Here is a 16,974-nt window from a genome sequence, read left to right on the forward strand (position 1 = left end):
CCGACCGAGCTGGCCGTCAGCGCGGATGGCACCGTCCTGACCGGCCGTGCCGAACCGGGCAGCACTGTGCGTATCGTGGCTGCCGATGGCACCGAACTGGGCACGGCTGTAGTCGGCCCAACCGGCGTGTTCAGCATCAACCTCAACCCCCCACAGGTTGACGGCGAAGTCCTGCAAGCCACCGCGACCGATGCCGCTGGCAATACATCCGTAGCCAGCGCGGTCACTGCGCCGGATATCGACGGGGGCGACACCACGCCGCCTGAGGCCCCGACCAACTTGGTCATCGGCCTGGCCGGCAGCCAGCTGAGCGGCCGTGGCGAAGCCGGCACCACCGTGCAGGTGCGTGATGCAGCGGGTAATCTGCTGGCTACAGGAACCGTCGGCCCGGATGGCACCTTTGTGATGTCCTTGAGCCCTGCCGTGAAAGACGGCAGCGCTCTGCAAGTGACCCTGACCGATGCCGCTGGCAATGTCTCGCCACCCGCTTCGGTCACCTCGCCAGACCTGCAGGCCCCTGCGCAGCCTACCGAGCTGGCCCTGGCTGACGGCGTGACCCTCACCGGTCGCGGCGAACCGGGCGCTACCGTGCAGGTGCGTGATGCCGCAGGCACTCTCATCGGCACTGGCACTGTGGGCGCCGATGGCCTGTTCAGCTTGACCCTGAACCCTGCACAGGCCAACGGCGAAGCCTTGGATGTGCGCTTGGCGGATGCCGCCGGCAACACCTCTGCACCGCTTCAGTTCGATGCCCCGGATATCACGCCACCTGGCGCAGTAAGCAATATCGTGGTCGGCCCTGATGGCCTGGCCCTGAGCGGCCGCGGCGAACCGGGCGCCACTGTCGAAGTACGCGATGCCAACGGCACCGTGATCGGTACCGGTGTGGTCGGTGCCAACGGCACCTTCCTGATCAACCTCGACCCGGCGGTGCAGCCAGGTGAGCAACTGAGCCTGGTGCAGACCGACCCAAGCGGCAACGCTTCCGCTGCCCTCGAATACGACGTACCGCTGACCACGGCGCCGACTAGCCCAAGCAACCTGGTCATTGATGCCGACGGCACCACCCTCACCGGCTCCGCCCCTGCGGGTACTCGCGTGGAGGTGCATGACGCCAACGGCACGCTGATCGGTAGCGCCATCGCCAATGCCGATGGCACCTTCAGCATCGAGCTGAGCCCGGCCCAGGCCAACGGCGAACTGCTGGATGTGGTCGCCATCGATGACAGTGGCGTTTCCTCGTTGCCCGCACAGATCACCGCGCCGGACATCACCGCGCCGGCCGCACCGACCGAATTGGCCGTCAGCGCTGACGGCAGCGTCATCACCGGCCGTGCCGAACCCGGCAGCACTGTGCGTATCGTTGCCGCCGATGGCACCGAACTGGGTACGGCCGTGGTCGGCCCGACCGGCGTGTTCAGCATCAACCTTGCTCCGCCACAGGTAGACGGTGAAGTCCTGCAAACCACTGCGACTGATGCTGCTGGCAACACGTCCGTGGCCAGCTCCGTCACTGCACCGGATATCGACGGTGTGGATACCACACCGCCTGAAGCCCCGACCAATCTGGTAATCGGCCTGGCCGGCAGCCAACTGAGCGGCCGTGGCGAAGCGGGCACCACGGTGCAAGTGCGTGATGCCGCAGGCAACATCATCGGCACGGGTGTAGTCGGCACCGATGGCCTGTTCAGCCTGACCCTGAACCCTGCGCAAGCCAACGGCGAAACACTGGACGTACGCCTGGTGGACGCGGCCGGCAACAGTTCGATACCACTGGAATTCACAGCCCCGGACATCACCCCGCCCAATGCCGTAACCGACATCCTGGTCGGTGTGGGTGGCGCGGCCCTGAGCGGTCGTGGCGAACCGGGCGCCACGGTCGAAGTGCGCGATGCCAACGGCAGCGTGATCGGCACTGGCGTAGTCGCTGCCAACGGTACCTTCCTGATCGACCTCAGCCCAGCTGCGCAGCCTGGCGAACAGCTGAACCTGGTGCAGACTGACACAAGCGGTAACGCTTCCGTGGCAGTGGAGTACGACGTACCGCTGACCACCGCGCCGGACAGCCCGAGCAATCTGGCCGTCGATGCCGACGGCACCACCCTCACCGGCTCGGCCCCTGCAGGGACGCGCGTGGAGGTTCATGACGCCAATGGCACCCTGATCGGCAGCGCCATTGCCAATGCCGACGGCACCTTCAGCATCGAGCTGAGCCCGGCCCAGGCCAACGGCGAACTGCTGGATGTGGTCGCCATTGATGACAGTGGCGTTTCCTCACTACCTGCGCAGATCACCGCGCCGGACATCACCGCGCCGGCCGCACCGACCGAACTGGCCGTCAGCGCTGACGGCAGCGTCATCACCGGCCGTGCCGAACCGGGCAGCACTGTGCGTATCGTTGCCGCCGATGGCACCGAACTGGGTACGGCCGTGGTCGGCCCGACCGGCGTGTTCAGCATCAACCTCGCGCCGCCACAAGTCGATGGTGAAGTGCTGCAAGCCACCGCAACAGATGCCGCCGGCAACACATCGCCCACCAGCGTGGTGACCGCACCGGACATCGACGGTGTCGATACCACGCCACCGGTAGCCCCGACCGACCTGGTAATCGGCCTGGCCGGTAGCCAGCTTAGCGGGCGCGGCGAGCCTGGCACCACTGTGCAGGTACGCGATGCGGCAGGTACTGTGCTGGCCACCGGCACTGTCGGCACCGATGGCAGCTTTGCAGTTACCCTGACCCCTGCCGTGAACGACGGCAGCGCCCTGCAAGTGACCCTGACCGATGCCGCTGGCAATGTCTCGCCACCCGCTTCGGTCACCTCGCCAGACCTGCAGGCCCCTGCCCAGCCTACCGAGCTGGCCTTGGCTGACGGCGTGACCTTCACCGGTCGCGGCGAACCGGGCGCTACCGTGCAGGTGCGTGATGCCGGTGGCAACCTCATCGGCACGGGTGTAGTCGGCGCCGATGGTCTGTTCAGCTTGACCCTGAACCCCGCACAGGCCAACGGCGAAGCACTGGACGTACGTCTGGTGGATACCGCCGGCAACAGCTCTGCACCGCTGCAGTTCGATGCACCGGACATCACTCCGCCGACGGCGGTCAGCAACATCGTGGTCGGCAACGGCGGCCTGGCCCTGAGTGGTCGTGGCGAAGCCGGCGCCACTGTCGAAGTGCGTGATGCCAACGGCACCGTAATCGGCACCAGTGTGGTAGCCGCCAACGGCACCTTCCTGATCAACCTCGACCCGGCTGTGCAGCCAGGTGAGCAACTGAGCCTGGTGCAGACCGACCCAAGCGGCAACGCCTCCGAAGCGCTGCAGTTCGAAGTGCCGGTCACCACTGCCCCGGCAAGCCCCAGCGACCTGGTGTTCGCCGAAGACGGCAGCAGCATCAGCGGTACGGCACCTGCCGGCACCCGTGTGGAAGTGCATGATGCCAACGGCACGCTGATTGGCAGTGTCGTGGCGAGCCCCGATGGCAGCTTCACCGTGGTCCTCGACCCGGCCCAGGCCAATGGGGAACTGCTGGACGTGGTGGCCATCGACGATGCTGGCGTAGCGTCCCTGCCAACGCAGGTCACCGCACCGGACATCACCGCACCTGCCGCCCCGAGCGACCTGGCCGTCAACGCTGACGGCACAGTAGTCACCGGCCGTGCCGAACCGGGCAGCACCGTGCGTGTGCTGGCCGCCGATGGCACCACCGTGCTGGGTAGCGCGGTGGTGGGCGCCACGGGCAGCTTCAGCATCACCCTGGACCCGGCACAGGTCGACGGCGAAGTGCTGCAAGTCACCGCCACCGATGCGGCAGGCAACACCTCGACCGCTGGCTCGGTCACCGCGCCAGACATCGACGGGGGCGATACCACGCCACCTGACGCACCGACCAACCTGGTGATCGGCCTCGCCGGCAGCCAGTTGAGCGGGCGTGGCGAGGCCGGCACCACCGTACAGGTACGCGATGCGGCAGGCACTGTGCTGGCAACCGGCACTGTCGGCCCGGATGGCACCTTCGCGGTAACCTTGTCCCCTGCCGTGAACGACGGCAGCACGTTGCAAGTCACCCTCACCGATGCCGCTGGCAACGTCTCGCAACCGGGCTCGGTCGCCTCTCCAGACCTGCAAGCCCCGACACAACCGACCGAACTGGCCCTGGCCGATGGCGTCACCTTCACCGGCCGCGGCGAACCTGGCGCCACGGTGCAGGTGCGCAATAGCGCCGGCAACGTGATTGGTACCGGCCTGGTCAACGCAGACGGCACCTTCAGCGTCACCTTGTTCCCGGCCCAGGCCAATGGCGAGGCGCTGGACGTGCGCTTGGTGGATACCGCTGGCAACAGCTCTGCACCGCTGCAGTTCGATGCACCGGACATCACCCCGCCTGCGGCGGTCAGCAATGTCGTGGTCGGTACCGGTGGCCTGGTGCTCAGCGGTCGCGGCGAGGCCGGTGCCACTGTTGAAGTGCGTGATGCCGGCGGTACCGTCATCGGCACTGCCACGGTCGGCGCCAACGGCACCTTTGTGGTCAATCTCGACCCGGCAGCCCAACCGGGCGCCGCACTGAGCCTGGTACAGACCGACCCGAGCGGCAACGCGTCCGAAGCCTTGCAGTTCGAGGTGCCCGTTACCCCTGCCCCCGCCAGCCCAAGCGACCTGGTAGTGGCCGCGAATGGCACCAGCATCACGGGGTCTGCACCGGCCGGCAGCCGCGTGGAAGTCCACGATGCCAACGGCACGCTGGTGGGCAGTGTGGTAGTGGGCGCTGAAGGCACCTTCACCGTCATCCTCAACCCGGCCCAGGCCAACGGCGAGCTGCTGGATGTGGTCGCCATCGATGGCACGGGTGCATCGTCCCTGCCGGTGCAGATCAGTGCGCCGGATATCACCGCCCCGGCCGCCCCGAGCGAACTTGCGATCAACGCCAACGGTACCGTCGTCACTGGCCGCGCGGAAGCGGGCAGCACCGTGCGCGTGCTGGCCGCCGATGGCACTACCGTGCTGGGTACGGCGGTGGTAGGCGCCACCGGCAGCTTCAGCATCACCCTCAGCCCGGCACAAGTGGACGGTGAAGTGCTGCAAGTCACCGCCACCGACACCGCCGGCAATGCCTCCAGTGCCGGTAGCGTCACGGCCCCAGACATCGACGGTGTCGATACCACGCCACCCCAGGCGCCGACCAACCTGGTCGTCGGCCTGGCCGGTGGCCAACTGAGCGGCCGTGGCGAAGCGGGCGCCAGCGTGCAAGTGCGCGATGCCCAAGGTAACGTGCTGGCCAGCGGTACGGTCAACCCGGATGGCACCTTCCAGGTCAGCCTGGCCCCGCCGGTGAACGATGGCAGTACCCTGCAAGTGGTGCTGACCGATGCCGCCGGCAATGCCTCCACTCCGGGCACGGTGGCCACCCCAGACCTGCAGGCCCCCGCCCAGCCGACCGGTCTGGAGCTTGCCGGCGGCGTTACCTTGACCGGTAGCGGTGAGCCTGGCGCTACCGTGCAGGTGCGCGACGCCTCGGGCAACGTGATCGGCAGCGGCGTGGTCAACCCGAACGGCAGCTTCAGCGTTACCCTGTCCCCTGCCCAAGCCAATGGCGAGGTCCTCGACATCCGAGTGGTGGACGCCGCGGGTAATGTCTCCACCCCATTGCAGTTCGATGCGCCGGACACCACGCCCCCAGCCGTAGTCGGCAACATCGTGGTCGGTACCGGCGGCCTGACCTTGAGCGGTCGCGGCGAAGCCGGTGCTACCGTTGAAGTACGCGACGTCAATGGCACCGTGATCGGCACTGGCACGGTGACCGCCAACGGCACCTTCCTGCTCGACCTGGACCCGGCCGCGCTGCCGGGCGAGCGCCTGAGCCTGGTGCAGACCGACGCCAGCGGCAACGCGTCTGGGGCCTTGACCTTTGATGTACCGCTGGTGGCCACACCGGCAAGCCCGAGCGACCTGGTAGTCGCTGCGGATGGCACTAGCGTCAGCGGCTCCGCGCCGGTCGGCAGCCGCGTGGAAGTGCAGGATGCCAATGGCGCGGTGGTGGGCAGCATCGTGGTCGGCGCCGAGGGCACCTTCACCGTTGTGCTCAACCCGGCCCAGGCCAACGGCCAATTGCTGGACGTGGTCGCCATCGACAACAACGGGGCTTCGTCACTGCCGGTACAAGTGACCGCGCCGGACATCACCGCACCCGCCGCCCCCAGCGAACTCGCTGTCAGCGCCAATGGCAGCGTGGTGACCGGGCGCGCCGAAGCCGGCAGCACCGTGCGCGTGCTGGCAGCCGACGGCACTACCGTGCTAGGCAGCGTCGTGGTGGGGGCCGGCGGTACGTTCAGCATCGGCCTTACCCCGCCTCAAGTGGCCGGCGAGCAATTGCAGGTAACCGCCACCGATACCGCAGGCAATGCCTCCGCAGCCGGCACCGTCACTGCCCCGATCGTTGATAACGGTGGTGATACCACACCGCCAGCGCCTGCCACCCAACTGGTCATCAGCGTCGATGGCCGCACGGTCTCCGGCCGGGGTGAAGCAGGCACCACTGTGGAGGTGCGCAACGACCAGGGCCAGGTGCTGGTGAGCGGCACCGTGCAACCGGATGGCAGCTTCAACGTGCAACTGCCAACCCCGGTGGTGGATGGCTCGTCCCTGCAAGTGACCCTGACCGATGCCGCCGGCAACGTCTCGACACCTAGCCCGCTGACAGCGCCGGACCAGGTGGCACCGCTGCAACCAACCGACCTGGTGCTGAGCAATGGTGACAGCCTGGTCGGCACTGCAGAAGGGGGCGCCCGGGTGGAGGTGAAAGATGCCTTGGGCAACCTGATCGGCAGCGCCATTGCCGGGCCCGATGGCAGCTTCAGCCTGACCCTCGACCCGCCTCAGGCCAATGGCGAAACCCTGTCCATCACTGTGACCGATGCGGCCGGCAACACCTCGGTGCCGCTGAGCTACACGGCGCCAGACATCACCGCACCGGCGATCGTCACCGACGTGGTGGCAGGCGATGGCAGCCTGGCCGTGTCTGGCCGTGGTGAGCCCGGTGCCACGGTGCAAGTGCGTGACACCCAAGGTGTCGTGCTCGGTTCCGGCATCGTGGCGCCCAATGGCACCTTCGTGGTTGACCTGGAGGCACCGCTGGCCGCAGGTGAGAACATCGTCCTGGTGCAGACCGATGCCGCCGGCAATACCTCGGCAGGGGTCAGTGTGACCGTTGCCGATACCCCGCTGCCCGAGAGCCCGAGCGGCGTGCAGGTGGCCGGCGACGGCTCCAGCGTTTCCGGTACCGCACCGGCCGGTACGCAGGTGCAGGTGCGTGACGCACAGGGCAATGTCCTGGGCAGCGTCCAGGCTGGCCAGGATGGCAGCTTCACCATCGGCCTGAGCCCGGCCCAGGCCAATGGCGAGACCCTGGATGTGGTGGCGGTTGATGGCGCTGGCAACAGCTCGCTGCCGACCCAGATCACCGCCCCTGACATCACCCCGCCCAATGAAGCCAGCGAACTGCAACTGAGTGCCGACGGCGGCCTGCTCACCGGCCGCGGCGAACCGGGCACCACCGTGCAGGTCATCAGTGCCGACGGCACTGTGCTGGGCAACGCCCAGGTCGGTAACGATGGTGTGATCAGCGTGGTCCTGAACCCACCGCAGACAGACGGCCAGGAACTGGACGTGGTACTGCGCGACCCCGCTGGCAATACCTCGACCGCCACCATCGTGGCGCCCGATACCGATGGCCCGCTGCAACCCTCGGGGCTGGCCATCGATACCGCTGGCATTCACCTCACCGGCCAAGGCCAGAACGGTTCCATCGTCACCGTGCGTGACGCCGATGGCAACGTGCTGGGCACCGCCACCGTAGGCGCCGACGGCCGCTTCGATGTCACCCTCAACGCACCGCAGCGCAATGGTGAAAGCCTCACAGTCGAAGCCACTGACAACCTGGGCAACAGCGCAGGGCCCGTAGACTTCACTGCACCCGACTCCACCCCTCCGCAAGTGGTCACCACCCCGGCCATCGATGGCACCGGCACCACGGTCACCGGCAACGGCGAACCCGGTGCCACCGTCACCGTGCGCGGGCCGGACGGCAGCGTGCTGGGCAGCACCGTGGTCGGCACTGGCGGCGCATTCGAAATCACGCTCGACACGCCTCAGACCAACGGCCAGGCACTGACCGTGGAGCAACGCGACCCGGCTGGCAACCTGTCAGCGGCGGTCGACTTGCCAGCACCGGATACCCAGGCACCCGATATACCCACCGGCCTGATTCTGGCTGGCGACGGCAGCAGCCTGAGCGGCAGCGGCGAGCCTGGTGCGCAGGTGACCGTGGGCGGCGCGGGTGGCGCAGTACTGGGTACCGCAACGGTCCAGCCCGATGGCACCTTCCAGGTGACAATCGACCCGCCACAGCTCAACGGCCAGACCCTGTCCGTCACCCAGACGGACAACGCCGGCAACGACTCACCGGCCGGCACCGTCACCGCACCTGACTTCGAGGCACCGCTGCCGGCGCAAGGCCTGGGCCTCGACCCTACGGGCACGCTGCTCAGCGGCCAGGGCGAAGCCGGGAGCACCGTCGAGGTTCGCAACGCCGCCGGTGACCTGCTGGGCACCATACCGGTGGCGGCAGACGGCACCTTCGAAGTTCCACTCACCCCCGCCCAGACCAATGGCGAGGTGCTGTCGGTGGTGCTGATCGATGGGGGCGGCAATGCCTCGCCGTCGGCTACTTTTACCGCCGACGACAGCACTGCACCGGCCGCACCGACCGGCCTCACCATCACCCCGGGCGGCAACGCCATCCAGGGTACGGGTGAAGCTGGCTCTACGGTGGAAGTGCGGCTGGCAGACGGCACCGTGGTCGGTACCGTAGTCGTGCCGGCAGGCGGCAACTTCACGGTACCGCTGTCGCCTGCGCAACTGGACGGCCAGGCCCTGAACGTGACCTTGACCGACGCGGCGGGTAATGAGTCCCTGCCCGGCCAGATCACTGCGCCGGACATCACGCCACCGGCTGCGCCCACAGGTGTGCTTGTCAGCGACGACGGCACCACGGTCACCGGTAACGCACCTGGCGCGGACTCGGTCACCGTAAGCGATGGGGCTGGCAATGTGATCACTGTCCCGGTCAACCCGGACGGCAGTTTCAGCGTGCCACTGGATACAGCGCAGAACAACGGCCAGACCGTGACCGTGGTAGTGACCGACGCTGCCGGTAACGACTCGGCACCGGTCTCTGTCACCGCCCCGGACACCACTGATCCACTGCCGGCCACCGGCATTAGCGTGAGCCCGGACGGCGGCACGGTCGGCGGCACCGCCGAACCCGGCAGCACGGTAGAAATCCGCAACCCGGATGACACCGTGCGCGGCACAATCACCGTAGGGCCGGACGGTACCTTCGTGGTGCCGGTCGACCCGCCACTGACAACCGGCGAAACTGTCGCTGTGGTGGTGATCGACCCTGCCGGCAATGAGTCACCCCAGGTGCCAGTAGCAGGCCCGACTGGCACGGAAGTGGCCACACCGTCGGCCCTTGCCATCAGCGCCGACGGCTTCCTGCTGACCGGCCAAGGTACGGTCGGCTCGCTGATTACCGTGACCTCCGGGGGCACTACCCTGGGCACCGCCACGGTCGGCAGCGACGGCACCTTCCGGGTGTTCTTCCAGAACGCCCAGCTCAATGCCCAGACCTTGCAAGTCAGTGCCAAGGCTACTGTCGACGGCCAGCCTTCGGTGCCGGCCATCGTGGTGGCCAATGACACCACGGCACCGAACGCGCCGGCCCAGGTAACCCTCAACGCCACCGGCAGCACACTGACCGGCCAGGGCGAAGTGGGCGCAACCGTGCGCGTGACAGACGCTCAAGGCACGCTGCTGGGGACTGCTACCGTCGGCAGCAATGGCCTGTTCAGCGTCAGTTTCTCGCCGGCCGTGGCCAATGGGCAGAACCTGATCGTGACCCAGGCCGATGCTGCGGGTAACGTTTCGCTCGCGGCCACGCTGCAAGCACCTGACCTGCAAGCACCGCTGGCGGCCAGCAACCTCAGCCTCAACAGCGCGGCCACCGTGCTCAGCGGCCAGGGTGAAGCCGGCGCCAGCGTCACCGTCCGCGACGCCAGTGGCGCCATCCTGGCCACCGGCACCGTCAACCAGAGCGGCCAGTTCCAGATCACCCTGCCCAGCGCGCAAACCACCGGCAGCCCGCTGCAAGTCACCCTCAGCGATGCTGCCGGCAACGTCTCCGGCCCGGCCAGCCTGGCCACGCCCGACCGCACGCCACCCGCCGCCATCACCAACCCGCTATTGAGCCAGGACGGCCGCCAGCTGTCCGGCAGCGGTGAAGTGGGCGCTACCGTGCAGGTGCGCAACGCCGCCGGCACCGTGCTGGGCACCGCCACCGTGGGCGCCGACGGCCGCTTCACGGTGACCTTCGACACCCCGCAAGCCAATGGCCAGGCCATCGGCGTCACGCAGGTGGATGCCGCCGGCAACACGTCGCCAGCCATCAACGTGTCGACCCCGGACCTGACCCCACCCGCGCCGCTGACCAATGTGGTGCTGAACAACAACGGCCTGACCCTGACCGGCTTGGGCGAAGCCGGCGCCACAGTCACCGTGCGCGGTCCGGACGGCACCATCATCGGCAGCGGCCTGGTGGCGGCCAATGGCAGCTTTACCCTGACCCTGAACAGCGCCCAGCTCAACGCCCAGCACCTGAACGTTACGCAGACCGATGCGGGCAACAACACCTCAACCGCCGTGGCGGTCACTGCGCCGGACTTCACCCCGCCTGCGGCACCGACCACACTCGCCCTGTCCGGTACCGGGCTGCAACTGACCGGGAACGCCGAAGCCGGCAGCACCGTGACCGTACGCGATGCCAGCGGCAACGTGTTGGGCACGGCGGTGGCCGGCAGCAACGGCACCTTCCAGGTCACCCTGAACAGCGCCCAGACCAATGGCCAGACGCTGCAGGTGACCGCCACCGACGCCGCCGGCAACGTGTCGCCGGCCGCGCCTTACAGCGCAGCCGACACCACGCCGCCAGCGGCCGTGACCAATCTGGCGGTCTCCGCCAATGGCGCGACCCTGACAGGCAATGGCGAAGCAGGCGCAACAGTCACTGTGCGGGCACCCGACAATACCGTGCTGGGCACCGCCACGGTCGGGGCCGACGGCCACTTCAGCGTGGCCCTGTCGCCGGCCGCGATCACCGGTGAAAGCCTGAGCGTGATTCAGGCGGATGCCGCACAGAATGTCTCCCCTGCGCAAAACGTCACCGCGCCGGGTGTTCTGGCACCGGCAACCCCGGACAACCTGGTCCTGGCCGCTGACGGCCTGTCGGTGACCGGCACCGCAGCGGCGGGCAGCACAGTCAAGGTGTATGGCCCCAATGGCGTCTTGCTGGGCAGCAGCCCGGTCGCCAACGACGGTACCTTCACTGTCAACCTGGGCAGTGCACAGGCCAATGGTGAAGTGCTGCAGGTCAGCGCAACGGGCACCGATGGCAGCGTATCGCTGCCTGCCACCTTGCAGGCACCGGACACCACGGCACCGCAACCACTGACCAACCTGGTGCTGTCCAACGACGGCCTTGTCCTCAGTGGCCGCGGCGAGGCAGGTGCCACCGTTACCGTGCTAGGCGAAGGCGGTATCGAGCTGGGTACTGCCGTGGTCGATGCCAGTGGCAACTTCAGCGTCAACCTGAGCGCGCCGCAGATCAATGGCGAACAGCTCAACGCCAGCCAGTCCGATGTGGCCGGCAACGAGTCCAACAGCGTCAGCTTGATCGCCCCTGACCGCGTCGCCCCGGATGCTGCCGGCAACCTGGCCTTCGCAGGGGGCGGCAGCTTGCTGAACGGTACCGGCGAAGCAGGTGCCGGCGTGCGCGTGCTCGCCGCCGACGGTTCGGTGCTGGGCAGTGCAACGGTGCGCGCGGACGGCACCTTCCAGGTCAACCTTGCATCGCCTCAGGCAAACGGCCAGCAAGTGCAAGTGGTACTGACCGATGCGGCTGGCAACCAGTCCGCCGCCAGCGCCATTACCGCACCCGATACCACGCCGCCAACGGCACCAGCCGAACTGGCCGTTTCCGGGGATGGCGTCACCCTCACCGGCCGCGGCGAAGTTGGCGCGCTGGTGACCGTGACCAACCCGGCCGGCGACGAAATCGGCAGCGCCACCGTCGATGCCAGCGGCCACTTCACCATCACCCTGAACCCGGCACTGGGCAACGCCGAGCTGCTTAGCTTTACCCAGGCCGACGCAGCCGGCAACGTGTCGGCAGTGGCAACCCTGCAAACCCCGGACTTCACCCCACCCGCCCCGCTCACCCAAGTGGTGATCAACGCAGACGGCAGCGTTGTCAGCGGCCTGGGCGAAGCCGGCGCGACGGTCATCGTAAGCAATGCCGCCGGCACGGTGCTGGGTACTGGCACGGTGCTCGCCGATGGCAGCTTCCGTGTCGAACTTACGCCTGCGCAAATCAACAACCAGTTGCTGTCGGTACTGCAGGCCGACCCACCCGGCAACGTCAGCCTGCCGGTCAGCGTACTGGCGCCGGACCACACGCCGCCTGCTGCGGCAACCGAGCTACGGCTCAATGCGGCGGGTGACGAACTGGGCGGTGTCGGCGAAGCAGGCGCCACGGTGCGGGTCTACGTTGGCACCACGCAGGTCGGTACCGGTACGGTGGGAGCCAGCGGCACCTTCGTGGTCGAGCTGGATACCGCAAAACTCAATGGCCAAGTGCTGCAAGTGACCCTGACCGATGGTGCCGGTAACATCTCGCCAATCAGTTCGGTCACGGCTGTGGACACCACGCCACCGGCCACCGTGATCGCCACCATCAACGACAGCGGCACCCAGGTGATCGGTACCGCCGAAGCCGGCACCCGCGTCACCGTGGTCAACAACAACGGCGACCTGCTGGGCCAGGTGACGGTCGATCCGGACGGCACCTTTGTCCTCAACCTGAACAACCCGCAGATCAACGGTGAAGTCCTCACCGTCATCGCCCAGGACGCCACGGGCAACCCGTCGGCGCCCCTGCAGGTGAACGCGCCAGACCTTACGCCGCCAGTGCAACCCGATAACCTGTTGCTCAACCCGGCAGGTACGTCGATGACCGGTACGGCAGAAGCCGGCACCACCATCACGGTGCGTGACCCGAACAACAACGTCGTAGGCACCGTGGAAGTGGGTGCAAACGGCCAGTTCACCGTGCCGATCAACCCGCCGCAGAACAACGGCCAGTTGCTCACAGTGGTGTCCACGGACGATGCCGGCAACGCCTCGGTGGTTGTGCCCTATCAGACCAACGACACCTCACCGCCTGGGGTGGTCACCGACATGGCCATCAACAACACGTTCAACGTGCTGACCGGCAAGGGCGAGCCGAATGCCACCGTCACCATCAGCCGCGGCGGATTGGTTATCGGCACGGGTACGGTAGATGCCGCGGGTAACTTCCAGATAACCCTGGTGCCGGCGGCGGGCTCGCTCGCCACCTTGGCAGTGACGCAATCCGACGGCATCAATACCTCTGCGGTCGCCACGTACATCACACCACTGATCGCGCCACCAGTGCCCCCCACCAATGTGACGCTGGGCAGCGACGGGCTGACCTTGGCCGGTAATGCGCCAAGTGGCGTGGGCATCCGGGTCTACGATGCCGCAGGCAACCTGATCGGCACAGGCGGCGCTACCCTGAACGGCACCTTTACCCTGACGCTGAACACAGCGCAGCTCAACGGCCAGCATATTTCGGTGACAGCTGTAGCACTGGTAGGCGGTGAATCGCAGCCAACCTTCCTGCAAGCCGCCGACATCACACCACCGGCCAACCCGCTGGTGACCGGGCTGTCTCTGAACGGCCTGGTGCTGACCGGTACCGGTGAAGCCGGCGCCACGGTGACCGTGCGCGACGCCAGCAACAACGTGCTCGGCACGGCGGTGGTGAATGGCGGTGGCGTGTTCACCGTCAACCTGAACGCCGCACAGCTCAACGGCCAGGTACTGGGCGTGAGCCAGGCCGACGCTGCGGGTAATGTGTCCGGCAGTACCAGCTACACCGCCACGGACGTGCAACCACCTGCAACACCGACCAACGTCACCATCAACGGCGCGGGTACCGTGCTCACCGGTAACGGTGAAGCGGGCGCCACCGTGACGGTGCAAGGCCCGAACGGCCAGGTCGGTACCGGTGTGGTGCAAGCCGACGGCACCTTCACCATCACCCTGACCTCGCCACAGAACGACGGGCAACTGCTGGTGGTGCGCCAGGCCGATGCTGCCGGCAACCTGTCCGGTAGCACCAGCCTGACCGCGCCCGACACCACCCCGCCAGCCGCCCCGCTGGCCACCATCAACGCCAACGGCACCTCGGTCAGCGGTTCTGGCCAGATCGGCAGCACGGTCACCGTGCGCAACAGCGCCGGCACCGTGCTGGGGACAGCAACGGTGGGCAGCAACGGCCTGTTCGTGGTCAGCCTGACTGCGGCGCAGATCGACAACCAGGCGCTCAGCGTCACCCTCACCGACAGCGCCGGCAACGTCTCCACCGGCACTACGCTGACCGCACCAGACCTGACCCCACCTGCGGCTGCCGGCAACCTGCTGATCAGTGCCGACGGCGGTACCCTGACCGGTACTGGCGAAGTGGGCGCCACCGTGACCGTGCGCAGCGCCAACGGTACCGTGCTGCAAACCGCGACGGTGCAGCCGGGCGGCACCTTTACCGTGACCCTGAGCCCGCCTCAGGACAACGGCCAGATCCTCTCGGTGACCCTCAGCGACCCGCGCGGCAACGTGTCGGGCAACGTCAACGTCACCGCGCCGGATGTGGATGCCAACGCGCCGGTCATCGCCAGCGACAACCTGGCCACGGCCACGGTCAACCTGGCAGCGGTCAGTGCCACCAAGACCTACACCGACAGCTTCACCACGCTGCTGTCGGGCTTCTCCAAGACCTACACCTGGACGGTGGCGGCAGGCACCACGGCCGACCCGACCCTGACACTGACCACCAACAGCGTGCTGGCACTGCTCAACAACACCAGCTTCACCCTGCAGGTAAAAGACGCCAGCGGCGCCTGGGTGACCCTCGCCACCGGCAACACGCAGGGCCTGCTCGACCTGATCGTGCTGCCGATTGGCTTGCAGGTGGACATCGGCGTGCTGCAAGCCGGTGACTACCGGTTGACCGTGGGCAGTGGCGGCATCGGCCTGGTCACCAACGTGAGCACCGCGCTGGACATCACCTCCACCAGCCTGACCCAGTTCACCGGCACCGGCACTGCCACCACCGGCAACGTCATCACCGACGTGGGCACCGATGGCGCGGTGGATGCCCGCGGCCCGGACAGCGCCGCCGTGCTGCAAGTGCTGAAAAACGGCAGTTATGTCTCGGCCGGTACATCGACCACGGTTCAGGGCCAGTACGGCACCCTGGTGATCAGTGCGGATGGCAGCTACACCTACACCCCGAACGGCAGCCCGAACAGTGTCGGCAAGGTGGATGTGTTCAGCTACCAGCTGGTGCACCCGAACGGCCTGTCCGACACCGCCAACCTGTACGTACGCATCGACAGCCCGCAAGCCACGGAGGTCTGGAGCAACACCAACTACGCTGCACCGGCCACGGTGGTCGACGCGGTCAACGATGTCGGGACCAGCCATGTCACCCTGGCCAACCGTGTTGACACCAGCAGCAGTGCGCTGGGCTCGCTGAGCCTGCCGGTGATCGGTACCCGCCAGGCCACCTACACCACCACGGTTGCCGCCGATACCACGGCCAACCTGCAGGTGGTGGTCAACTCCGCCAACCTGTTGAGCCTGCTCAACGGCACCACCATCGAACTGCTCAAGCTCAACCCGGCCACCGGCCAGTACGTACTGGTGCAGTCGGTACCGGGGGGGTCGCTGATCAGCCTGCTCGGTGGCGGCGCGGGCTATACCTTCCAGAACCAGGGGGCCGGCACCTACCACGTACGTGTCACCGCCGGCGGCATCGGCCTGCTCAGCTCCATCACCACCAGCCTCAACGCCACCACCACGCACCTGACCGAGTTCGTGGTCAGCGGCGCGACGGCAGCCACCGGCAACCTGCTGAGTGACGACAACGTCGGTTCGGCACTGACCGTGCTGAGCGTGCTGACAGCGGCCAACACCTACACCATCCCGGGCTACAACGGGGTGAGTGTGGCCGGCACCTACGGCACGCTGCTGGTGCATGCCGACGGCAGCTACACCTACACCCTCAACCCAGGGCTTACCTCGGCGGTGGTCGGCCAGCACGACACCTTCACCTACGAGCTGACCCACCCGAACGGCACCACCGACACCGCCACGCTGACCGTCAACCTGGACAATGCTGCCGGCCTCACCACCTTCACTTCGCTGCAGGCCGACACCGGTGACGAGGCGGTAGCGCTGGCCAGCCTGGCAGCCGCCACCGATGTCATCGCCGGCACCGACGGCAACGACCACCTCGATGGCAGCCAGGGTGGCCACATCACCCTGCAGGGTGGTGCGGGTAACGACACGCTGGTGGTGGTCGACCAGAACTTCGCCAGCGTCGAGGGCGGCACAGGTACCGACACCCTGCTGTGGGGCGGCGGCGATGCCAGCATCGACCTGGGCAACCTGGCCGGGCGCGTGCACGACATCGAAGTCATCGACCTCAACGACACCAGTTCGGTGGCGCTGACGCTCAACCTGGCGGACGTGGTGGCAATCACCGAAACCGGCACCGACACACTCATCATCAAAGGGGACAACAAAGACTCGGTTCACATGACGGACAACTGGACGCTGGTCGGGAACCAAACTGCCGACGGTATCGACTATAACCAATACACGGCCCAGGAGGATCCAAGCCATCACCTGTGGGTACAGAACGGTATCCATGTGGTCTGAGGCCGCTGCAAACCCGCCGGGCAAATGCCCGGCGGCAAGGACGACCAGCAGTAAGGGAACTAT

The 16,974-nt window shown here is 67.2% G+C and carries 1 protein-coding gene; it reads left to right on the top strand.

Annotated features, from left to right (window positions below):
• Positions 1-16,911, top strand: a 16,911-nt coding sequence (locus AC07XM_RS20585; RefSeq protein ID WP_495045352.1) for a BapA/Bap/LapF family large adhesin, incomplete at its 5' end; no start/stop codon positions are given.
• Positions 16,912-16,974: the final 63 nt, after the last annotated feature.

It is taken from the genome of Pseudomonas sp. GW460-LB5 (genome assembly GCF_059423245.1).